The following is a 21,011-nucleotide window of genomic DNA, read 5'->3' as shown; positions in this document are numbered from 1 at the left end:
CCCGTGCAGGACAAACCGAGCAGCGGGCCTATGATCACGCTCTTATGGGGTGGATGGCGAGACGCATGCAACCGCGATCTGGGAATGGTCATGGCACTGGCTGATCCGGCCGAACGGGAACGCTGGATTCTTCTGTCGCCACTGGGATTGATTCTGGGGATCGCGCTCTACTTCGCGTTACCGATCGAACCCTGGGCACTGGCAGCGTTGCCGCTTGCGCTTGTCGCTGCTGCCCTTGCGATGATGTCGCACCGACGCTTCTGGCCGCGTGCGATCTGGTGTGCATTGGCTCTCGTCTCGACCGGCTTCGCCTTGGCGCAGTTCGAGACTTGGCGGGCCGAGGCGCCGATCCTTGCCGGCGAGATCGGGCCGCGCATGGTTGAGGGCATGATCCAGTCCGTCGAAGCGCGTCAAACTGGCGTTCGTATCGTGTTGCGTGATCCTGCGATCCCCTGGATCGATCCAGAGGCCATGCCGGAGCGCGTGCGTATCTCCATCAGAACGCATAGCGTCATCGAGCCGATTCCGGGTGAGCGAGTACAGATCCTGGCTATTCTTGGCCCGCCGTCACTGCCGACCTATCCCGGCGGCTTCGACTTCGCGCGTGAGGCCTTCTTCGATCGCATCGGGGGCGTGGGTTATGCCGTCGGGCCGCTTGAGGCCGTCGAGACCGCTGCCTCCGGTCAGCCGGGTCCTCTTGTCCTTGCACGTACGTGGGTGGAAGCGGTCCGTGCGGAAGCGACAACGAGGATCCTCGCTGCCCTGCCTGGGCCCGAGAACGGCATCGCCGCTGCGCTCCTGACGGGCCAAAGAGGTGCAATCGACAGGGATGTCCTGGAGACGATCCGCGCGGCCGGTCTCGCCCACCTCCTGGCGATCTCAGGCCTTCATCTGGGGCTCGTGACTGCGATCATCTTCTTTGTCGTGCGGGCGGTTCTGGCCGCGGTCGAGCCGGTGGCGCTGCGCGCCCCGATCAAGACCTGGACCGCACTGGTCGCGTTCATCGGTGCCCTCCTCTACCTCATGATCAGCGGCGGAACTGTCCCGACCCAGCGAGCATTTCTGATGACGGCGCTCGTGCTGCTGGCCGTGGCGATCGGACGACAGGCGATCTCCTTGCGGCTGGTTGCGCTGGCAGCCATCGCGGTGATGGTGCTGTCGCCCCATGTCGTCACCAGTGCCAGCTTCCAGTTTTCCTTCGCCGCCGTGGTGGCGCTGGTCGCCGTCTATGAGGCTCTGCGCGATCGATGGCCGCGCTGGCGTGTGTCCGAAGGGCCGTTCGCGCAGCTTACGCTTTACTTTGGGAGCGTTCTGCTCACCACGCTCGTGGCCTCACTCGCAACGTCGCCGTTGGTTCTGATTCACTTCGGCCGGATCGCCACCTTCGGCAATCTCGCCAACCTGATCGCCGTCCCTGTGACGGCGTTCTGGGTGATGCCGCTCGGCCTTCTCTCACTACTGCTCATGCCCTTCGGACTTGAACATCTGGCGTTGGTGCCGATGGGATGGGGAATCGAGGTCATCGTCTGGGCGGCAGCCGAGACGACGGCGCTACCGGGAAGCCAGATCACGATCTCGGCGGCGCCGGCCTGGCTGGCGTTACTGTTCGGGACCGGTCTGGTCTGGCTCGCGGTTTGGCGTCGCCGCGTGCGGCTTCTCGGGATTGTGCCGATCGCTGTGGCGCTGGTCCTGACCGTGGTGCAGCGGCCGCCCGACATCCTCGTCGCCGATGATGCGAGCCTTGTCGCGGTGCGCCTCGGTGACGGGGAAACAGCGTTCTCCACGCTGCGACGATCCGGATTCATGCGTGATTCATGGTTGACCATGCTGGGACAACCCGATGCGGTCGCATGGCCAACCAGCGGTCAGGCGCTTGCCAACGGGCGGCTGCGCTGTGACAGTCTGGGCTGTCTTTATCGTCCGCCCGATAGGGACAACGTCACCGTCGCTGTTGAACACGGTGTGGCGGCCTTGGCCGACGACTGTGGGGTCGCAGGTTTTGTGATCAGCCTCGTTCCGATCCATCGCGACTGCCCGTCCGTGCTTGGTGTGATCGACCGCTTCGATCTCTGGCGGCATGGCACGCATGCCATCTGGATCGACCGAAACGCCGTTCGGATCAGAACTGTCACAGAAGATCGTGGTGAGCGCCCTTGGGCGTCCACCGTGTCGTCTCAGTAGCGCCGCAGCAAGCCGATCAGGCGGCCCTGCACCTTGACCCGGTCGGGACTGAAGATGCGGGTTTCATAGGCAGCGTTGGCAGGTTCCAGCGCGACCGAATCGCCCTTGCGGCGCAGGCGCTTGAGCGTGGCTTCCTGATTGTCGATCAGGGCAACGACAACCATGCCGTTCTCGGCAGTCTCGCCACGTTCCACGACAACGGTGTCGCCATCAAGGATGCCGACCTCGATCATCGAGTCGCCCTCGATTTCCAGAGCATAGCAGTCCCGATTGCCGACCATGGCGGCAGGCACATCAACGCTCTGGCTGGGATTGCTCAGGGCTTCGATCGGCGTGCCGGCGGCAATCTTGCCGTGAAGTGCGAGCGAGATCGTGTTGTCGTTGACCCCGGCCGGTACGGTGCTCTCGCCGATCCCATCGTCGCGCGCACCGTTGATCACGCTCAGCGTGGCAACATCGCCTTCGACACCGGGCGGCAGTTTGAGCACCTCGAGTGCGCGGGCGCGGTGGGGCAGGCGGTGGATGAACCCGCGCTCCTCAAGCGCTATGATCAGGCGATGTATGCCCGACTTCGACTTCAGGCCCGCAGCGTCTTTCATCTCGTCGAAGGAGGGCGAGACGCCGTCCTCGCCAAGCCTAGCGTTGATGTAGAGCAGGAGTTCCTGCTGCTTCCGGGTCAACATGTCGCTATCCCCCACAAAATATAGAGAAGAACGATAACTTCGTCACATATTCTAGTAAAATTCGGGCTTTGTGTCAACCGTGTTGCCGGATTGTACCGATTCGGTCGGCAATGTTTCGCCTGTTGGGGGCCTTAGAATCGGATGATCTCGACTCGTTCTCCTGCAAGGGCTGGCAGTGCATGAGGAGGGCGCACGATCAGGCAGGAGGCGGCGGCCAGCGTTGCCAACATCGAGCTATCCTGCCGGCTGAAGGGCGTGGCGACGAAGTCGCCGGTTTCCCCGCGTGCGAGCGTTGCGCGCATGTAGTCCTGACGTTCGTCGTTGGCCCCCAGACCCTCGCCGAGCACGGCGTGATCCGTGCCACCGTCCGCCTCGGATTCGCCCAGCATGGCGCCGATAGCGGGACGCAGGAACAGATGGCCGCAGACTAGGGCCGAGACCGGATTGCCCGGAAAACCCAGCATCGGCGTCGCGCCGAGCATGCCGAAAGCGAGCGGTTTGCCGGGTCGCATGGCGATCTTCCAGAAATCGAGATCGAGCCCTTCTTCGGCGAGCACAGCGCGGACGAGGTCATGCTCACCGACCGATATGCCGCCGGTGATGACGAAAAGATCCGCACGGGCTGCGCCGTGCACGATCTCGCGCAAGGCGTCCTCGTCGTCGGTCGCGATCCCGAGGTTCACTGGTTCGCCGCCGGCCTCGGCGACGATCGCGGCCAGCGCCAGCGAGTTTGAGCTGACGATCTGGTTCGGACCCAGGGGTTCGCCCGGCATCACGATCTCGTCGCCGGTGCCGACGATGGCTACCCGCGGGCGCCGGGTGACCTTGAGCCACGGCACATTCATGGCTGCGATCAGCGCGATCTCGCGTGGCCCGAGGCGTCGTCCGGCCGTCGGCCCGGGATCGCCCACGGTGAAGTCGAGCCCCTTGCGGCGAACATAAAGACCCTCGGCAGCGCTCGTGTTGATGGTCACGATCTCACCATCGCGCGTCGTGTTTTCTTGAATGACGATGGCATCTGCACCGTCGGGAACGGGCCCGCCGGTAAAGATGCGCACGGCCTCGCCGTTCCCGAGAACGGCACCATAGGCACTGCCGGCGGGCGCTTCGCCGACCACGCGCAGATCAACGGGCACCGCTGCCACATCGGCGGCCCGTACGGCATAGCCGTCCATCGCTGAGACCGGATAGGGCGGCTTGGTCACCCGCGATGTCACGCCAGCCGCCAGGACGCGCCCCGCGGCCTCCGAGATCGAGATCTGCTCGGCCGGCAGGTGTGTGAAGGTCTCGAGGATGCGGGCGCGGGCTTCGGCGACCGGGATCACGACGTGCGCTCGTAGGTGCCTGATTTGCCGCCCGATTTGTAAACCAGGCGGATCTCGCCGAGGGTCATGTCGCGGTCGATGGCCTTGCACATGTCATAGACCGTCAGTGCGGCAGCCGAGACCGCGGTCAGCGCTTCCATCTCGACTCCGGTGCGCCCCTTAAGCTTGCACGTCGCGCGGATGGCGACGCTGCTCGAAGCGGCATCGGGTTCGAGATCGACAGTGACCGACGACAGGCTCAGCGGATGGCAGAGCGGGATCAGGTCGGGCGTCCGTTTGGCCGCCATGATGCCGGCAACCCGCCCGACCGCGAGCACATCGCCCTTGAGCACGGTACCGTCGACGATCATGGCGAGCGTTTCGGGTTCCATCGTGATGCGGCCTTCGGCCACGGCGATGCGTTCGGTGATGCCCTTTTCGGAGACATCGACCATGCGGGCGCGGCCCTTGTCGTCGAGATGAGTCAGGTGGTCACTCATGACGCTGCGCGCGCTTCCACGTTGCCATGGAGCAGGGCGCACGTCGCGGCCTTGATGTCGCGCTGGCGCATCAGGCTCTCACCGACCAGGAAGCGGCGGATACCGACACCCGCCATGCGCTGCAGGTCGTCATGGGTCTTGAGCCCGCTCTCGCACACCACGTCGCGATCGCCCGGGACGAGCGGCGCCAGCGCTTCGGTCGTCGCAAGATCGACCGCCAGGGTCTTGAGGTTGCGGTTGTTGATGCCGATGAGCGGCACATCAAGTGTCAGCGCACGGTCGAGTTCGGGCTGGTCATGCACCTCGACCAGGACATCAAGATCATGCCCTGCTGCCGCGGCGCAGAGCTCGCTCGCAAGGGTGTCGTCGACCGCGGCCATGATAACCAGAATGCAGTCGGCGCCGATCGCCTTTGCTTCAACTACTTGATAAGGATCAATCATGAAGTCTTTGCGAAGGCATGGTAAATTCGATTCAAGCTTGACTTCGAGAACGTAGCTGTCGTCACCTTGGAAGTAGGGCTGATCGGTCAGCACGGAAAGGCAGGCTGCGCCTGCGTCCCGGTAGGCTCGGGCGATCAGGGCAGGGCTGAAATCGGCCCGGATCTCGCCCGCGCTGGGCGAGGCTTTCTTGATTTCGGCGATCAGGCCGAAGCCATTGGTAGCTTTCTCCGCCAGTGCATTGGCGAAACCGAGAGGCGTCGGGCGCTGTCGTGCCTCAGCCTCGATGGCTGACAACGGCTTCTTCGCCCTGCAGGCCGCGACATGGTGACGCTTGTCGGCACAGATCTTCTCAAGAATGTCGCTCACGGAGAGTCAGGCTCCACCCGAGGTGATCGCCGCCAACCGTGCCAGCTTGTCGCGCGCCGCACCACTGTCGATCGATTGGGCCGCCTGGGCGACACCTTCGGCGAGGTCGGCGGCCTTGCCCGCAACGATGAGCGCCGGAGCGGCGTTAAACAGCACAGTATCGCGATAGGTGCCTGGATCGCCTGCCAGCAGACCGGCGAGAGCCTTGGCGTTCTCTTCTGGCGAGCCGCCGAGAATAGTTTCGAAGGGTTGTGGCGCGAGGCCCGCGTCGGCAGCGCGCACCGTGTGCATCGTGACCGATCCCTTGTCGAGCACAGCAACAGTGTTGTCGGCCGAGAGTGTGAGTTCGTCGCAGCCGTCGCCGCTGTGGACGACCCAGGCGCGCTCGGCACCGAGCTCGCCCAGTACCTCCGCCATCGGTTCGACCCACTGTGCGGCGAAGACACCGAGCAGATAAAGCTTCACTTCTGCCGGATTGCTGAGCGGTCCCAGCAGGTTGAAGACCGTCCGCGCGCCGAGTTCGACACGGCTCGGCATCACGTGGCGCATGGCGCTGTGGTAGCGGGGAGCGACCATGAAACCGATACCGCCCTCGTCGATCGCCCGCTGAACGACGTCGTAGTCGGCCTCGAGATCGACGCCCGACATCGACAGCACGTCTGCAGCACCCGATTTCGACGAGGCCGCGCGGTTGCCGTGTTTGGCGACAGTGACGCCGCAGCCTGCCACGACCAGCGCCGTGGCGGTCGAGATGTTGAGTGTGCCCATGCCGTCGCCGCCGGTGCCGACGATGTCCATGGCGCCCGCCGGTGCCGACATTCGGTGCATCTTGGCGCGCATGGCCTTGGCACCGCCGGCGATCTCGTCGACCGTCTCGCCGCGCACGGCGAGCGCCATCAGGAAACCGCCGATCTGCGACGGTGTCGCCTCGCCGGACATGATGATGTTGAACGCCTCGTCGGCCTCGGCGAGGTCGAGCGGCTGTCGTGCTGCCGCCTTAGTGATGAAAGGCTTCAGGCCCTGCAGGGCGTCGTTCATGCGGTGCCTGCTACTATCTTGGCATCGCGCAGGAAGTTCCGGAGCATGGCGTGGCCGTGCTCTGACTCGATGCTCTCGGGATGGAACTGAACGCCGTGGATCGGCAGTTCCTTGTGTCGGACGCCCATGATGACGCCGTCGTCGGAGGTCGCGTTGATCTCCAGGCAATCGGGTACAGTGCCAGGCGCGATGGTCAGCGAGTGATAACGGGTCGCCCGCAGCGGGGATGGGATCTGGCTGAAGACGCCTGTGCCGGCGTGTTTCACGTCCGACAGCTTGCCGTGCATCGGCAGCGGGGAGCGCTCGATCGTCCCGCCGAACGCCTGGGCGATCGACTGATGGCCCAGGCAGACACCGAAGACGGGCATGGTTTGGGCCGCGCAGCGCTCGATCAGATTAAGGCAGATTCCGGCGCGATCGGGATCGCACGGTCCCGGTGAGATGACGATGGCTTCGGGCTTCATCGCGAATATCTCGTCCATCGTGACGGCATCGTTGCGGAAAACACGTGCTTCCGCGCCCAGCTCGCCGAGATAGTGCCAGAGGTTGTACGTGAAGCTGTCGTAGTTATCGATCAGCACAAGCATGAAACGGTCCTCGAAGGGATGGGTCGCTTGACGCGGTGGCGCAGAATAACGACAGCACTTGCCCCGAACAATGCGGCAACGGCGACTTTACATGGCCGCCCGCAGAGGCGAAGACTGGTCCTTCATGAACCTCCTCAAACTCAACGGCAAGAACGTCACGGGTACGGCCATATATGTGGCCGTTGTCATAACGGTCGGTTGCCTGGGCGTGCTGGCCGGTGGTTGGGACGCGGGGCGCTGGATCCCGGCACCGCCGGCCATCCCGTCGTTCGTCCAGGAGGTTGCCCTCGCGGAGCCGTCCCGGGAGGTCGCGCTCGCCGAACCCGTTGACGAATTCGCGGAGCCCGGCACCACCACGAACATCCATGACCGCCAGAGCTGGATGCCCACGGCGCTTGATCAGCCGAGGCTGGACGAGGCGGTCGAAGAGGTTGCGATCGCACCGGCACCGCAGGAGAAGCCGGATACGCCGTCCTTCGACAACCTGGCGGGGCTCGCCAACACCGAGTACGGGCCGGACATGGCCTATGCCGTCGAGGTACCGCCCGCGCCCGACGGCTTCGAGGGGCGCCCGATGATCGCGATCATGATCGACGATCTCGGTCTCAACCGGGTGCGCGCCGAACGTGTCGCCGCGCTGCCGGGGCCGCTCACCATGGCTTTCATTCCCTACGGTGGCGAGGTCGCCGATCTGGTGCAGATGGCAGCGCAATCGGGCCACGAGATCTTCCTCCACCTTCCGATGGAGCCCTTGAGCGCAAACGAGGACCCCGGACCGCATGCACTGCTGACCGGCCTTGATGCCTACGAGTTCCGCGAGCGCCTGACCTGGAACCTCGAACGGTTCGACGGCTATGTCGGCGTCAACAATCACATGGGAAGCCGTCTCACGCAGGACGTGCTGGCGATGGGCATGGTAATGGCCGAACTGCGCGGCAGGGGCCTGGTCTTTGTCGATTCCGTGACATCGGCAGGATCGGTCGCCTACGCGACGGCGCGGCAGAACGGCATCCCCGCCACGCGACGCGATGTGTTCCTCGACAATATGGCCGAGCGTGACGCGGTTCTGGCGCAACTTGCGCGGCTTGAGGACGTGGCGCGTCGTCAGGGTTTTGCACTGGGTATCGGACATCCGCACGATGCGACCGTGCAGGCATTGGCCGAATGGCTCCCGATCGCCGAACAGCGCGGTTTCGTCATTGTGCCTGCCACGCGGATCATCGAATACAACGAGTGGCTTCTGGCGCAGCGCGCGTCCGACTGACGCACGAGGCTTTGCGGACCTAGCGGTTCAGCCCGCCGCGTCCGGCGAAGCGGATGGCTTCTTCGGCGGCGCGCAACAGGGCTCGAGCCTTGTTGCGGCACTCCTCGTGTTCGGACTCCGGATCGCTGTCGGCAACGACACCGGCGCCGGCCTGGACATGGAGGATGCCGTCCTTGATGACGGCGGTGCGCAGGGCGATGCAGGTGTCCATCGCACCGCTCGCCGAGAAGTAGCCGATCGCACCGGCGTAAACGCCGCGTCGTTCGGTTTCCAGCTCGTCGATGATTTCCATGGCCCGCACCTTCGGCGCACCGCTCACTGTGCCGGCCGGGAAGCCGGCCACCAGCGCGTCGATGGCGTCGTAGTCGTCGTTGAGATCGCCTTCGACGTTCGAGCTGATGTGCATGACATGACTGTAGTATTCGATCTGGAAGCTCTCGGTGACTTCGACCGAGCCGATCCGGGCGACACGACCGACATCGTTGCGGCCGAGGTCGAGCAGCATCAGGTGCTCCGCGCGTTCCTTGGGATCGGCCAGAAGCTCATCGCACAAGGCTTCGTCCTCGGCCTTGTCGGCACCACGTTTGCGGGTTCCTGCCAGCGGGCGGATCGTGACCCGGTCGTCACGAACGCGCACGAGAATTTCCGGACTCGACCCGACGACCGAGAAATCGCCAAAATCGAGGTAGAACAGAAACGGCGAGGGGTTCACACGGCGCAGGGCACGGTAATAGGCCAGCGGCGGAAGGCTGAAAGGCAGGTCGAAACGCTGCGACAGGACAATCTGAAAGGCGTCGCCGGCGTTGATGTAGTCCTTGGCGTCCTGAACGATCTCGAGGAAGCGCTCGTGCGGCGTGTTCGACACCGCATCGCCCAGATCGCAGTCGAAAACGGTGTCTTGGACATGCGGCAGGTTGCGGTCGAAGTCGGCCGTCACGTCGGCAAGCCGTTCGCAGGCCCGTGCATAGGCGGCGCGCGCGCTGACGCCGTCGGCGGGCCAGACCGGCGTCACAAGCGTGACCTCGTCGGCCACGTTGTCGAAGATTGCCATGACGGTCGGGCGCACCAGAATGCCGTCGGGAACGTCGATAACGCGCTCCTTGTCGGTCGGCAGATGCTCCATCAGACGCACCATCTCGTAGCCGATGTAGCCGACCAGCGCCGAAGCCATCGGGGGAAGCGCTTCGGGCAGATCGATATGGCACTCGCGCACCAGACGCTTGAGTGAATCGATTGTGCCGACGTCCTCGGGGACGAAGGCATCGGTGTCGTAGCGAGCCTGCCGGTTGATCCAGACCTTGTCGTCGATGCAGCGCCAGATCAGATCGGGCTTGAGACCGATGATCGAGTAACGGCCACGTACCGCCCCGCCTTCAACCGATTCCAGAAGAAACGTGTTGGGCTGCCCCGCGGCCAGCTTCAGCATCGCCGAAACCGGTGTCTCCAGGTCGGCGACCAGCTTGGTCCAAACGACCTGCGGCCGTCTGGCGCCGTAGATCTCTTCGAACACGGCGGGATCAGGCAGATAGGTGCTCATGTCAGAAGAACTGTTCGATCATCTCCTGGTCGACGCTGACCGAGGTGCCGTTGACCAACGCTGCGGTCTCCTGATCGACGATGTCGGAGACCAGGCCGTTGGTCAGCGAGGTCCGGACACCGGCATAGCCTTCCGAATCGGCGAGCGCATCGGCCGCCACGATATCGAGGAGCCGGGCGACGACCTGAGCCGATCCGTCGGTCGAACCGACGACGACCGTATCCCCGGGTGAAACTTCAAAGAGGGCGGACACAAGATCAAGGCCGACGTTGGGAATGCCCGGCGTCTCCGTCCGTCGGACGGGTGTGATGGCATCGAAGGTGACCCCGGTCTCCGAGAACGCTGCGGTCAGATCACCCATGGGGCCTGCCGCATCCGCAATCGCCCGGGCCGACTCGGCTGCCAGCCTGGCAAGCTGGTTCCGGTGCCAGTCGGCAAGAACGCGATCCTCGACCTCGTCGAAGTCCCGCAGGCGCGCGTCGACGATCTCGGTCACCTCGACGACGAGCAGGCCGCCGTCATTCGTCTCGATGACGGGCGACGCAAAATCCGGCTCGCCGAAAAAAATCTCATCAAGGAACTCCGGCGCCGTCGGCAGAGCATCGAGCGATAGCGGATCCTCGAACGTGCCGTTCTTGGCGACCCGCTCGATGCGGGCATAGGTGAGCCCGATTTCCTCGGCCGTCTCGGCCACCGTGGCGCCGGACGCAACGAGGTCGTCCAGGTCGAACGCCAGGGTGTAGATGTCTTCCCGCGCCTGCCGGAGCTTCATCTGTGCTTCGATCTCGGGCTGTGCCTCCTCGAACGGGGTCACGATCTCGGGCTCAATCTCGGTGGTACGGAAGATCAGCCAGCCGCCGATCGGTGATTCCAGCGGCGGCGTCGCTTCGCCCAGAGGTGCCGCGAAGACCGGGTCGGCCAGCGCATCGAAGAGGTCGTTGCGCGAGACCCAGCCGAAGTTGAGGGCTTCGGCCTCGACACCGGTGGTGTCAAAGGCGGTCTGGGCGAAATCTGCGCCGTCCTGAAGGCTTTCATAGGCTGCGTCGGCTTCCTCGCGGGTCGGATAGGAAATCTGCTGAAGATGCCGTTGTTCAGGGGTCGTCCAGACCTCGGGCGCCTCGTCATAGACTGCGCGGACCTGCTCTCTGGACAGCACCATCGTTTCCGCCAGATCCTCCGGATAGACCAAGAGGTAGTCGGCGGTGCGGTACTCCGGCGCGGCATAGTTCGAGATGTTGTCTTCGAAGAAGGAAACGAGGTCGTTCCCCTCCGGCTGCGGATCAGGCACCAGCGCCGTGTTGGGAATGACGGCAAGCTCGGCCACACGCTGCTCCTGCCGGTGGCTGAAGACGTTGTCGACCAGGACCGTCGGCGGCGGGGGTGCGGCGCCGATGCTGTTGATGAACTGGGTCTCGCGCAGCCGATTGCTGAGAATTGCCAGATAGCGGCTTTCCGTCAGGCCGCTGTTCTGCAACGTCATGCCGAACCGGGCCGGGCTGAACACGCCCGATGCATCATGGAACAGCCCGTTGCCCTGCATGTCGCTCGCCAGCGTTTCGGTGCCGATGGTGATGCCGAAGGTGTCGGCGGCGGTGTTCTGCAGCGCATCGAGCACAAGATTGTCGAGCGCGATACGGGCCATGGCAAGCGCCAGATCCGAACCCGGCTCGATCTGCATACCCGATCCGTGGAACTGCTGGATCTGCGTGCGATAGGCGAGTTCGAGATCGCGAATGTCGATCTCGGTCGGCCCGACCTCGGCCACCGTGGTGTCGCCGCGGCTGATGAAGATGTCGCCGACACCCCAACCCACGAAACTGAGCGCCAGCAGTCCCAGGAAGATCTTGGCGGGCCAGGAGGAGGTGCCTTCGCGAATTCTGGTCAGCATGTCGGTTCCGTGATGTCGGGAAGGTCAGATGGCGGGGGCATGTTGGGATCCCGTTCCGCAGTGCCGCAACAGCACCGGGGCATTTGCGAGTCTCTTCCACCGAAATGCCCTCAAGATCAATGCCGCTATCAATGCCGCTGACGAATTCTTGCGCTTTCCGGCCTTCGCCGGGTCATGCTAGGCAAGACGGGCACGGAACCGGAGGGCAGGCACGATGCGTTCGCTGATCGCGGGAAACTGGAAGATGAACGGCTTGCGCGGTGACGGCCGCGAGCGTGCTGAGGCGTTGCGCAAACGAGTGGCCGGCGCTGAGGTCTGCGATGTCCTGATCTGTCCGCCCGCCACGCTGTTGTCTGAACTGGCGGGCGTGCTCGACGGGTCCGCGGTGGCTCTCGGCGCACAGGATTGCCATGTCAGTGCCAGCGGCGCGTTCACCGGCGATCTTGCCGCACCCATGCTTGCTGACATCGGTTGTTCTCACGTGATCGTCGGACACTCCGAACGCCGTCGCGACAACCGGGAAGGTGACGCGGATGTTGCCGCCAAGGCTTCGGCCGCGCACGACGCCGGGCTCACGGCCATCATCTGCATCGGTGAGAGTGCCGAGGAGCGCGACGGGGGACGCGCACTCGACGTTGTCCGTGGCCAACTTGAGGGCTCGCTACCCGCAGGAGCGACATCGGCCAACACGGTCGTCGCCTACGAACCCGTCTGGGCCATCGGTACCGGCAACACGGCCACGCCCAATGATGTCGCGGCGATGCACGATGCGTTGCGCGCCGCTCTGGTCGAACGCCTCGGAAACGAGCAGGGCGGCGGCATTCGCTTGCTCTACGGCGGATCGGTGAATGCCGACAACGTGGCCGAACTGCTCGCGGTGCCGCACGTGAATGGCACCCTTGTGGGCGGTGCGAGCCTGAAGGTTGACGCCTTCTGGACCATCGTGGAGAATGGCGCGACCTCTTGATTCCAGTGGCGTGACGCGCCACCTCTGGCGCGAGGCCGAACGCTGTGATACATCCTCGCCAGCCGGGCGGAACCTCTCGCTATTTCGCCCAACACCTTCATCATCGCAGGTCCCCGTGCAAACGGTACTGATCATTCTTCATGTTTTGTTCGCGCTCGCGATCGTCGGCCTTGTTCTGCTGCAGCGGAGCGAGGGGGGCGGCCTTGGACTGGGGGGTGGCGGCGGTGGTGCCGGTAGCATGTCGGGCCTGATGTCGGCCCGCGGCACAGCAAACTTCCTGACGCGCGCGACGGCCATTGCGGCCACGCTGTTCTTCGTGTCGAGCTTGGCGCTGAGCATGTTTTTCTCGACCAGCGGCGAACGCCGTTCGATCGTCGAGGACATTCCGGCGCAGACCGCACCCGTCGAGTCGATCGAGGACCAGCTCCCCAGCGTTCCGGTCAGTGAATGACCGGGCGCCAGGCGACGCCCGGTTTTTCCACAGACTTCCTCCCCCTTCAGCCGACTCCGGAGTTTGGCGCACCGGTGCTTGTGGTAGGGTGACCACCCATGGCGCGGTACATCTTTGTCACCGGCGGCGTGGTTTCCTCGCTCGGTAAGGGTCTAACGACGGCTTCTCTCGGCGCGCTGCTGCAGGCGCGCGGCTTCAAGGTGCGACTGAGGAAGTTCGACCCCTATCTGAATGTCGATCCCGGGACCATGAGCCCCTATCAGCACGGCGAGGTCTACGTCACCGACGACGGTGCCGAGACGGACCTCGACCTTGGCCATTACGAACGGTTTACGGGCGTTTCGGCGCGCCAGAGCGATACCGTGACGAGCGGACGGGTCTATTCCGATGTTCTGCAGAGTGAGCGGCGCGGCGGTTATCTGGGCGGTACGGTCCAGGTCATTCCGCACGTCACCGACGTGATCAAGGAATACATCCAGGCCGACACGGAGGATGCGGATTTCGTACTCTGCGAGGTCGGCGGCACCGTCGGCGACATTGAGGGGCTGCCGTTCTTCGAGGCGATGCGCCAGATGGTCCAGGAACTGCCCCACCGGCACGCCATCCTGATCCACCACACGCTCGTGCCCTATCTGAAGGCGGCCGGTGAGATGAAGACCAAGCCGACCCAGCACTCGGTGAAGGAGCTCCGCTCCATCGGCGTGCAGCCCGACATCCTCGTTTGCCGCTCGGAACACTCCATTCCCGACAGCGACCGCAGCAAGATCGCCCGGTTCTGCAATGTACGGGAATCGGCCGTGATCCCGGCGCTCGACGTTGACACGATCTATCAGGTGCCAATTTCCTATCATGATGCCGGCCTGGACCGCGAGGTGCTGGCAGCGTTCGGCGTCACCGACCAGATCGGCCCGAACCTCGGGACCTGGCGCAGTATCGTCGATAGTATTCGCAATCCCGACGGCGAGGTGACGATCGCTGTCGTCGGCAAGTACACGGGTCTGGCCGACGCCTACAAGTCACTGGTCGAAGCGCTGACCCACGGCGGTATCGCGAACAGGGTCCGGGTCAATCTCAACTGGATCGATTCGGAGATTTTCGAGCAGGAGGATGCGGTCACGCTTCTCGAATCGGTCCACGGCATCCTCGTTCCCGGCGGGTTCGGCGAGCGTGGTGCCGAGGGCAAGGTGGCGGCTGCAACCTTCGCCCGGCAGCATCGGATTCCCTATTTTGGCATCTGTTTCGGCATGCAGATGGCCGTCATTGAGGTGTCACGCAATCTGGCCGGCATCGAAGGCGCGTCGTCCACCGAGTTCGGTCCGGCCAAGGACCCGGTTGTGGGCCTGATGACGGAATGGACGCGGGACAACGAGGTCGAGACCCGATCGGCCGACGACGATCTCGGCGGCACCATGCGGCTCGGCGCTTATGACTGCACGCTGGCCGCCAACAGCCGTGTCCGGGCAATCTACGGCACCGACCACATCAGCGAGCGGCACCGCCATCGCTACGAGGTCAACATCAACTATCGTAAGGTGCTGGAAGATTGCGGCCTGCTCTTCGCCGGCCTCTCGCCAGACGGCGAATTGCCGGAGATCATCGAGCTGGCCAGCCATCCCTGGTTCATCGGCGTTCAGTTCCATCCCGAGCTCAAGTCGAGACCGTTTTCGCCGCATCCGCTGTTCGCATCGTTCGTCGAGGCAGCGGTGACCCAGTCGCGTCTGGTATAGACACACGATCATGACCCACAACACGAACATCCGTCTTGGCCGGGTGACCGTCGGCAACGACCTTCCGCTGGTGCTGATCAGCGGCCCCTGCGCTGTCGAGACGCGCGATCATGCGCTGCAGACTTCGGAGCGTCTGGTGGAGGTCTGTGATCGCCTGGGTCTCGGATTCGTCTACAAGAGCTCATGCGACAAGGCCAACCGGTCGAGCCTCTCGTCGGGCCGCGGTGTCGGCATGGACGAGGGGCTCGCGATCCTTGAGGCGGTCCGGGAAACCCACGGTTGTCCGGTTCTGACCGACGTTCACGAGCGTGAACAGTGTTCTGCCGCCGCCGACTCGGTCGATGTGCTTCAGATTCCTGCATTTTTGTGCCGTCAGACCGACCTGCTGGTGGCCGCGGCCGAGACCGGTAAGGCGGTCAATGTAAAGAAGGGACAATTCCTTGCCCCATGGGATATGACCCACGCCGTGGCGAAGGTGACGGAGTCCGGCAATCCCAATGTGATGGTCACCGAGCGTGGTGCCAGCTTCGGCTACAATACCCTAGTCTCCGATATGCGGGCATTGCCGATTCTCGCCAAGCACGGCGTGCCGGTCGTGTTCGATGCGACCCATTCGGTGCAGCAACCCGGCGGACGCGGCGGCACGAGCGGCGGGCAACGCGAATTCGTGCCCGTACTGGCGCGCGCTGCGGTCGCGGTCGGGGTTGCGGCGGTCTTCATGGAGACCCATGAAGACCCGGAAAATGCGCCGTCGGACGGCCCCAACATGGTGCCGCTCGATCAGATGCCGCAGGTGCTCGATCAGCTCGTTGCGATCGACGCGCTCGCCAAGGAGTTCACGAACAAGGCCTGACGCGCGGGGGTTAGAACCCGTGCGTTCAACGAAGCAGAGAAGGGGCACGGCCATGGCCGCCATTGTCGACATTCATGCACGCGAGATCCTCGACAGCCGGGGTAACCCGACCATCGAGGTCGATGTCGTTCTCGAAACCGGCGTCGTCGGCCGGGCCGCGGTGCCGTCGGGCGCCTCGACCGGAACGCACGAGGCGGTCGAACTGCGTGACGGCGACGCCAGGCGCTACCACGGCAAGGGTGTGCAGAAGGCGGTCGGCGCGGTGAACGGCGAAATCTTCGATGCCCTGGGCGGCATGGATGCGGACGATCAGCACGGCATCGACAGCGCCCTGATCGGCTTCGACGGCACGGACAACAAGGCCAGGCTTGGTGCCAACGCCATCCTGGGCGTCAGCCTCGCCACGGCCCGGGCTGCGGCAGAAGACAATCTGGTTCCGCTCTACCGCCATGTCGGCGGTCTGACGGCGCACCGGCTGCCGGTGCCGATGATGAACGTGCTCAACGGCGGTGTGCATGCCGACAATGCGCTCGACTTCCAGGAGTTCATGATCGTGCCGGTCGGTGCCACGACTTTCGCCGACGCCCTGCGCGCGGGTTCCGAGGTCTTCCAGGCGCTCAAGAAGGCACTGTCCGAGCAAGGCCTGTCGACCAACGTGGGCGATGAGGGCGGTTTCGCGCCCGATCTCGGCAGCACGACGCAGGCGATCGATCTTCTGATGACCGCCATTGAGGCGACTGGCCGCAAGCCGGGCGACGATGTCGCGCTCGCGCTCGATGTCGCCTCGACCGAGTTCTTCAAGGATGGCCGCTATGTCATGGAAGGCACAGGCAAAACCCATGACGCCGCAAGCATGATCGGGTTCTACGGCGAGCTCATGGCGAACTATCCGATTATGTCGATCGAGGATGGTCTGGCCGAGGACGACTGGCAGGGCTGGATCGCCATGACCGAAGCGCTCGGCGACCGCGTCCAACTGGTCGGCGACGACCTCTTTGTCACCAACACCGAACGTGTGGCCGAAGGTCTCGCGCAAGGTGCCGCCAATGCGGTGCTCGTCAAGGTCAACCAGATCGGCACGCTGACCGAGACCATGGCCACGGTCGACATGGCCCATCGCGGCGGTTTTGCGACTGTCATGTCCCATCGTTCCGGCGAAACCGAGGACACGACCATTGCCGATCTGGCCGTCGCGCTGGGCGACGGCCAGATCAAGACCGGATCGCTGTCGCGCTCCGATCGCACGGCGAAATACAACCGGCTTCTCAGGATCGAGGAGGAACTGGGTGCCGCGGCATACTATCCCGGACATGCCGCGTTCCACGCTTCCCGAGGTTAGGGCGAAGAGCTTCGTCAAGGACTCCGAGTCGCGCGACAAGCGTATGAAATTCAAACATTTTTGTTGACGCGACTCCGGTGCCATGCTTCACTGCGTCCATGCTGTGGCTTGGCGACATCTTTCGTTCCTCGAAACGCTCCATGCCGGTGGTCTTGGGCATGTGCGTGGTGGTCTATTTCGGCTACCACGCGATCCAGGGACAACACGGTGTGATTATGCTGCTGTCGCACGAGCGCCGCATCGCCCAAGCCGAGGTTGAACTGGCCGCTGCGAAGGCGGAAGAGGAACGGCTGGCCCACCATGTCGCGCTGCTCCGTCCGCAGAGCCTCGACCGCGACATGCTCGACGAGCAGGTTCGGCTCGTGCTCAATCTCGCCCATCCCGATGAGATCGTGATCCTGCGCGACGATCTGCGCAGCGAAACGCACTAAGGAGTATAACACACTAAGGGTATATTTCCCATTCGGGGGATTATTCCCTCACACTTCATCGCACTGTTACGCGGGATCGCTTGCATCTGTCCTGCCAGCTTCCTAGGTTCACTGCAATTGCCGGTGAATCCGGCCAGCAAGGGGGGATGCCCATGGCCCGTACCGCCGCAAAGGCGAAGACGTCGCGCAAGGCTGCCGACAAGAGTGGGGAGAACGTCCCGCCTGTCGCGGACGACCTGCTTCTCGATTTCTATCGCAGGATGCTTCTGGTTCGACGCTTCGAGGAGAAGGTCGGTCAGATGTATGGCATGGGCCTGATCGGCGGTTTCTGTCACCTCTACATCGGTCAGGAGGCGGTCGTCGTCGGTATTGACACCGCGATCGGCCCCGAGGATGCCGTGATCACGAGCTATCGCTGTCATGGCCATGCGCTGATCCGCGGTGTCGAGCCCAAGGCCGTGATGGCCGAGCTGACCGGCCGCGCCGGCGGTGTGTCGCAGGGCAAGGGCGGCTCGATGCACATGTTCGATCTCGAGCGTGGTTTCTACGGCGGCCACGGCATCGTCGGCGCACAGGTGCCGCTGGGCGCGGGCATCGCTTTCGCCCAGAAGTATCGCGGCGACGGCAATATCACGATGATCTTCTTCGGCGAGGGTGCGGCGAACCAGGGTCAGGTCTACGAGACCTTCAACATGGCGAGCCTTTGGAAACTGCCGGTCGTGTTTGTCGTGGAGAACAACCAGTACGCCATGGGCACCGCGATCGCGCGCGCCAAGGCGGGCACCGAGCTCTGCCATCGCGGCGAGGCCTTTGGTATTCCAGGCATGCAGGTCGACGGCATGGATGTCGAGAAGGTCTACGCGGCGACCCGGAAAGCTCTGGACCATGTCCGATCCGGTGATGGCCCGATCCTGGTCGAGATGCAGACCTACCGTTACCGCGGCCATTCCATGTCGGACCCGGCGAAGTATCGCAGCAAGGACGAGGTCCAGAAGGTACGGGCCGAGCATGACCCGATCGATCACCTGCGCGAGACGATCGCCAGGCGCGGCGTGGCCGACGACGATCAGCTCAAGCAGATCGACAAGGAGGTCAAGAGCGCGGTCGCCGAGGCCGCCGAGTTCGCCCAGACCAGCCCCGAGCCCGACCTCGGCGAGTTGATGACCGATATCTACGTCGATCACGCAGCGGCCTGAGGAGGGATCGATGGCTGAAATCACCGTACGTGAGGCTCTGCGCGACGCCATGGCTGAGGAAATGCGGCGCGACGAGAACGTCTTCCTGATGGGCGAGGAGGTCGCGCAGTATCAGGGTGCCTACAAGGTCAGTCAGGGGCTGCTCGAGGAATTCGGCGACAAGCGTGTGATCGACACGCCGATCACCGAACACGGCTTTGCCGGTATCTCGGTCGGCGCGGCGATGGCCGGTCTGCGGCCAATCACGGAGTTCATGACCTTCAACTTCGCCATGCAGGCGATCGACCAGATCATCAACTCTGCTGCAAAGACTCTCTACATGTCGGGTGGCCAGGTGCATTGCCCGATCGTGTTTCGGGGGCCCAACGGTGCCGCGGCCCGCGTTGCCGCTCAGCACAGCCAGGATTATGCGAGCTGGTACGCCCATGTACCGGGCCTGCAGGTGATCGCGCCCTATTCGGCCGAGGACGCGAAGGGTCTCCTGAAGGCTGCGATCCGCGATCCCAACCCGATCATCTTCCTTGAAAACGAGCTGATGTACGGGCAGGCCTTCGAGCTGCCCGACGACGACGATCTCGTGCTGCCGATCGGCGAGGCCAAGATCGAGCGCGAGGGTAGCGACGTCACGATCGTTGCCTACTCGATCATGGTAGGGAAGGCGCTCCAGGCCGCCGAAACGCTGGCGGGTGAGGGGATCGAGGCCGAGGTGGTAAACCTGCGCACGATCCGCCCGCTGGACACCGATACGATCATCGCTTCTCTGGAGAAGACCAATCGTCTCGTCGCCGTGTCGGAAGGCTGGGCCTTCTCGGGTATCGGGGCGGAGATTGCGGCGGTTGTGATGGAGCAGGGCTTCGATCTTCTTGATGCGCCGATCGCGCGGGTCAGCGCCGAGGATACGCCGCTGCCCTACGCCGCCAACCTGGAACACGCGGCGCTGCCGCAGGCAGATGATATCGTACGTGCCGCGCGCGACGGCTGCTACGTCGAATCCTGAGGGCCGGAGAGAACCGATGCCGATCAAGATTACCATGCCCCAGCTTTCGCCCACCATGGAGGCGGGCACCCTCGCACGATGGCTCGTCAAGGAGGGCGACGACGTCTCCTCGGGCGATATCCTTGCCGAGATCGAAACCGACAAGGCCACGATGGAGGTCGAATCCATCGATGACGGCAAGGTCGGCAAGATCCTTGTCGCCGAAGGCACCGATGAGGTGCCGGTCAACCGGGTGATCGCCGTCCTGCTCGAAGACGGCGAGGACGCATCGGCGCTCGACGGGATTGATGTCGGTGCACCGGAGCCCGAGGCCTCGCCTGCCGCGGCTGCACCGGATGCCCCATCGCCCGCGCCTGCCGACGACGACAGCCGCGTGAAGGCGAGTCCGCTCGCCCGTAGCATGGCGCGTCACGCCGGGCTTGATCTCGGCGCGATCGACGGTACCGGCCCCCACGGTCGGGTCGTCAAGCGCGACATTGAGGCGGCTCTTGCAGCCGGCGGCACGCCCGTTGCCACGCCGGCGGCCGCCGAAGCGCCGCGCCCGGTCGCTGCGCCTGCCCTGCCGCTTCCGGGGACCTCTTATGAGGAGATCAGGGTCTCCAACATGCGCCGTGTCATCGCCGAGCGCCTGCAGGAAGCCAAGCAGACCATCCCGCACTTCTACCTGACCGTGGACTGCGAGGTCGATCGTCTGCTCGCCATGCGCAAGGATCTCAACGGGCGCAGCGAGGCCTACAAGATCTCGGTTAACGACTTCGTCATTCGCGCGCTGGCGCTGGCGCTCAAGAATGTGCCTGACGCCAATGCCCAGTGGGGCGGCGACGTGGTCTGCCGTTTCGCCACGGTCGACATTGCCGTCGCCGTGGCGGTCGATGGTGGTCTTGTCACGCCGGTCGTGCGCAATGCCGCCGCCAAGGGCCTGGCCGAAATCTCCGGGGAGATGAAGGACCTCGCTGCCCGTGCCCGCGACGGCAAGCTGATGCCCGAGGAGTATCAGGGCGGCGGTTTCAGCCTCAGCAACCTTGGCATGTATGGCATCAGGCAGTTCGATGCGGTCATTAACCCACCCCAGGCCGGCATCCTGGCCGTGGGATCGGGCGAACAGCGCCCGGTCGTGAGGGACGGCGCGCTCGATGTGGCGACCGTCATGAGCACGACACTCTCCTGTGACCACCGGGTCATTGACGGTGCGATCGGGGCCAACCTCCTGACCGCATTCAAGGGTTACATCGAAGACCCGCTCACCATGCTGCTCTGAC

Annotated in this window: 19 protein-coding genes; 11 read left to right on the top strand and 8 right to left on the bottom strand. The window is 64.1% G+C overall.

Annotated elements, in window-relative coordinates:
• Positions 1 to 90 precede the first annotated feature (90 nt).
• Complete coding sequence (locus GDA49_03175; GenBank protein MBC6439416.1) at positions 91 to 2,181, top strand: ComEC/Rec2 family competence protein; 2,091 nt, start codon at positions 91 to 93, stop codon at positions 2,179 to 2,181.
• Here the strand turns inward: GDA49_03175 and lexA are convergent.
• The 6 genes from lexA to GDA49_03145 form a co-directional block, all read right to left on the bottom strand.
• Positions 2,175 to 2,864: a transcriptional repressor LexA gene (gene lexA, locus GDA49_03170; protein ID MBC6439415.1), complete on the bottom strand. Its 690-nt coding sequence runs from the start codon at positions 2,862 to 2,864 to the stop codon at positions 2,175 to 2,177. The genes GDA49_03175 and lexA overlap by 7 nt on opposite strands.
• 131 nt (positions 2,865 to 2,995) lie before the next feature.
• Positions 2,996 to 4,189, bottom strand: coding sequence for a molybdopterin molybdotransferase MoeA (locus GDA49_03165; protein MBC6439414.1), 1,194 nt, complete (start codon positions 4,187 to 4,189; stop codon positions 2,996 to 2,998).
• Positions 4,186 to 4,668, bottom strand: a complete 483-nt coding sequence (gene moaC, locus GDA49_03160) for a cyclic pyranopterin monophosphate synthase MoaC (protein MBC6439413.1) — start codon at positions 4,666 to 4,668, stop codon at positions 4,186 to 4,188. The genes GDA49_03165 and moaC overlap by 4 nt, the downstream gene beginning before the upstream one ends.
• A complete protein-coding gene (trpC, locus tag GDA49_03155) occupies positions 4,665 to 5,477 on the bottom strand; it encodes an indole-3-glycerol phosphate synthase TrpC (GenBank protein ID MBC6439412.1) in 813 nt (270 codons plus the stop codon). The genes moaC and trpC overlap by 4 nt, the downstream gene beginning before the upstream one ends.
• 6 nt (positions 5,478 to 5,483) lie before the next feature.
• Positions 5,484 to 6,515 carry an anthranilate phosphoribosyltransferase gene (gene trpD, locus GDA49_03150; protein ID MBC6439411.1) on the bottom strand — a complete coding sequence of 344 codons (1,032 nt, stop codon included), beginning with the start codon at positions 6,513 to 6,515 and terminating at the stop codon, positions 5,484 to 5,486.
• A complete protein-coding gene (locus tag GDA49_03145) occupies positions 6,512 to 7,102 on the bottom strand; it encodes an aminodeoxychorismate/anthranilate synthase component II (protein MBC6439410.1) in 591 nt (196 codons plus the stop codon). Before GDA49_03145 ends, trpD begins: the two co-directional genes overlap by 4 nt.
• Positions 7,103 to 7,193: 91 nt before the next feature.
• On the opposite strand from GDA49_03145, the gene GDA49_03140 reads away from it, so the two are divergent.
• Positions 7,194 to 8,366 carry a divergent polysaccharide deacetylase family protein gene (locus tag GDA49_03140; GenBank protein MBC6439409.1) on the top strand — a complete coding sequence of 391 codons (1,173 nt, stop codon included), beginning with the start codon at positions 7,194 to 7,196 and terminating at the stop codon, positions 8,364 to 8,366.
• Between the two features lie 19 nt (positions 8,367 to 8,385).
• Here GDA49_03140 and GDA49_03135 read toward each other — a convergent pair whose 3' ends face one another.
• Together GDA49_03135 and GDA49_03130 are read right to left on the bottom strand one after the other, a co-directional pair.
• Positions 8,386 to 9,903 carry an anthranilate synthase component I gene (locus tag GDA49_03135; GenBank protein MBC6439408.1) on the bottom strand — a complete coding sequence of 506 codons (1,518 nt, stop codon included), beginning with the start codon at positions 9,901 to 9,903 and terminating at the stop codon, positions 8,386 to 8,388.
• A gap of 1 nt (position 9,904) precedes the next feature.
• Positions 9,905 to 11,791, bottom strand: coding sequence for a peptidyl-prolyl cis-trans isomerase (locus GDA49_03130; protein MBC6439407.1), 1,887 nt, complete (start codon positions 11,789 to 11,791; stop codon positions 9,905 to 9,907).
• Positions 11,792 to 12,005: 214 nt separating this feature from the next.
• On the opposite strand from GDA49_03130, the gene GDA49_03125 reads away from it, so the two are divergent.
• The 9 genes from GDA49_03125 to GDA49_03085 all read left to right on the top strand — a co-directional run bounded on the left by GDA49_03125 (position 12,006) and on the right by GDA49_03085 (position 21,010).
• On the top strand, positions 12,006 to 12,758 hold the full coding sequence (locus GDA49_03125) for a triose-phosphate isomerase (GenBank protein MBC6439406.1): 753 nt from the start codon (positions 12,006 to 12,008) through the stop codon (positions 12,756 to 12,758).
• Between the two features lie 115 nt (positions 12,759 to 12,873).
• Entirely contained in the window at positions 12,874 to 13,209 is a 336-nt protein-coding gene (gene secG / locus GDA49_03120) for a preprotein translocase subunit SecG (protein MBC6439405.1), read from the top strand.
• Between the two features lie 98 nt (positions 13,210 to 13,307).
• On the top strand, positions 13,308 to 14,936 hold the full coding sequence (locus tag GDA49_03115; protein ID MBC6439404.1) for a CTP synthase: 1,629 nt from the start codon (positions 13,308 to 13,310) through the stop codon (positions 14,934 to 14,936).
• Between the two features lie 7 nt (positions 14,937 to 14,943).
• Positions 14,944 to 15,789, top strand: coding sequence for a 3-deoxy-8-phosphooctulonate synthase (gene kdsA / locus GDA49_03110; GenBank protein MBC6439403.1), 846 nt, complete (start codon positions 14,944 to 14,946; stop codon positions 15,787 to 15,789).
• A 52-nt stretch (positions 15,790 to 15,841) separates the two neighbouring features.
• On the top strand, positions 15,842 to 17,128 hold the full coding sequence (gene eno / locus GDA49_03105; protein MBC6439402.1) for a phosphopyruvate hydratase: 1,287 nt from the start codon (positions 15,842 to 15,844) through the stop codon (positions 17,126 to 17,128).
• A 140-nt stretch (positions 17,129 to 17,268) separates the two neighbouring features.
• On the top strand, positions 17,269 to 17,559 hold the full coding sequence (locus tag GDA49_03100; protein MBC6439401.1) for a septum formation initiator family protein: 291 nt from the start codon (positions 17,269 to 17,271) through the stop codon (positions 17,557 to 17,559).
• 146 nt (positions 17,560 to 17,705) lie between these two features.
• On the top strand, positions 17,706 to 18,755 hold the full coding sequence (gene pdhA / locus GDA49_03095; GenBank protein MBC6439400.1) for a pyruvate dehydrogenase (acetyl-transferring) E1 component subunit alpha: 1,050 nt from the start codon (positions 17,706 to 17,708) through the stop codon (positions 18,753 to 18,755).
• A 10-nt stretch (positions 18,756 to 18,765) separates the two neighbouring features.
• Positions 18,766 to 19,752, top strand: a complete 987-nt coding sequence (locus tag GDA49_03090) for a pyruvate dehydrogenase complex E1 component subunit beta (protein ID MBC6439399.1) — start codon at positions 18,766 to 18,768, stop codon at positions 19,750 to 19,752.
• Positions 19,753 to 19,768: 16 nt separating this feature from the next.
• On the top strand, positions 19,769 to 21,010 hold the full coding sequence (locus tag GDA49_03085; GenBank protein MBC6439398.1) for a pyruvate dehydrogenase complex dihydrolipoamide acetyltransferase: 1,242 nt from the start codon (positions 19,769 to 19,771) through the stop codon (positions 21,008 to 21,010).
• Position 21,011: the final 1 nt, after the last annotated feature.

The organism is Rhodospirillales bacterium, assembly GCA_014323865.1.
Taxonomy (GTDB): Bacteria; Pseudomonadota; Alphaproteobacteria; order SP197; family SP197; genus SP197.
Note: the sequence above shows the minus strand (reverse complement) of the source record. Positions and strands in the feature narration are given on the sequence as shown.

Bases quoted from the DNA above. Each gene is read 5' to 3' on its own strand.
- GDA49_03140 (MBC6439409.1), top strand. From the start codon at position 7,194: ATGGCCGCCCGCAGAGGCGAAGACTGGTCCTTCATGAACCTCCTCAAA.
- moaC (MBC6439413.1), bottom strand. From the start codon at position 4,668: ATGAGTGACCACCTGACTCATCTCGACGACAAGGGCCGCGCCCGCATG.
- GDA49_03130 (MBC6439407.1), bottom strand. From the start codon at position 11,791: ATGCTGACCAGAATTCGCGAAGGCACCTCCTCCTGGCCCGCCAAGATC.
- GDA49_03145 (MBC6439410.1), bottom strand. From the start codon at position 7,102: ATGCTTGTGCTGATCGATAACTACGACAGCTTCACGTACAACCTCTGG.
- GDA49_03100 (MBC6439401.1), top strand. From the start codon at position 17,269: ATGCCGGTGGTCTTGGGCATGTGCGTGGTGGTCTATTTCGGCTACCAC.
- trpD (MBC6439411.1), bottom strand. From the start codon at position 6,515: ATGAACGACGCCCTGCAGGGCCTGAAGCCTTTCATCACTAAGGCGGCA.
- GDA49_03125 (MBC6439406.1), top strand. From the start codon at position 12,006: ATGCGTTCGCTGATCGCGGGAAACTGGAAGATGAACGGCTTGCGCGGT.
- pdhA (MBC6439400.1), top strand. From the start codon at position 17,706: ATGCCCATGGCCCGTACCGCCGCAAAGGCGAAGACGTCGCGCAAGGCT.
- lexA (MBC6439415.1), bottom strand. From the start codon at position 2,864: ATGTTGACCCGGAAGCAGCAGGAACTCCTGCTCTACATCAACGCTAGG.
- GDA49_03175 (MBC6439416.1), top strand. From the start codon at position 91: ATGGCACTGGCTGATCCGGCCGAACGGGAACGCTGGATTCTTCTGTCG.
- GDA49_03090 (MBC6439399.1), top strand. From the start codon at position 18,766: ATGGCTGAAATCACCGTACGTGAGGCTCTGCGCGACGCCATGGCTGAG.
- eno (MBC6439402.1), top strand. From the start codon at position 15,842: ATGGCCGCCATTGTCGACATTCATGCACGCGAGATCCTCGACAGCCGG.
- GDA49_03115 (MBC6439404.1), top strand. From the start codon at position 13,308: ATGGCGCGGTACATCTTTGTCACCGGCGGCGTGGTTTCCTCGCTCGGT.
- GDA49_03085 (MBC6439398.1), top strand. From the start codon at position 19,769: ATGCCGATCAAGATTACCATGCCCCAGCTTTCGCCCACCATGGAGGCG.
- GDA49_03135 (MBC6439408.1), bottom strand. From the start codon at position 9,903: ATGAGCACCTATCTGCCTGATCCCGCCGTGTTCGAAGAGATCTACGGC.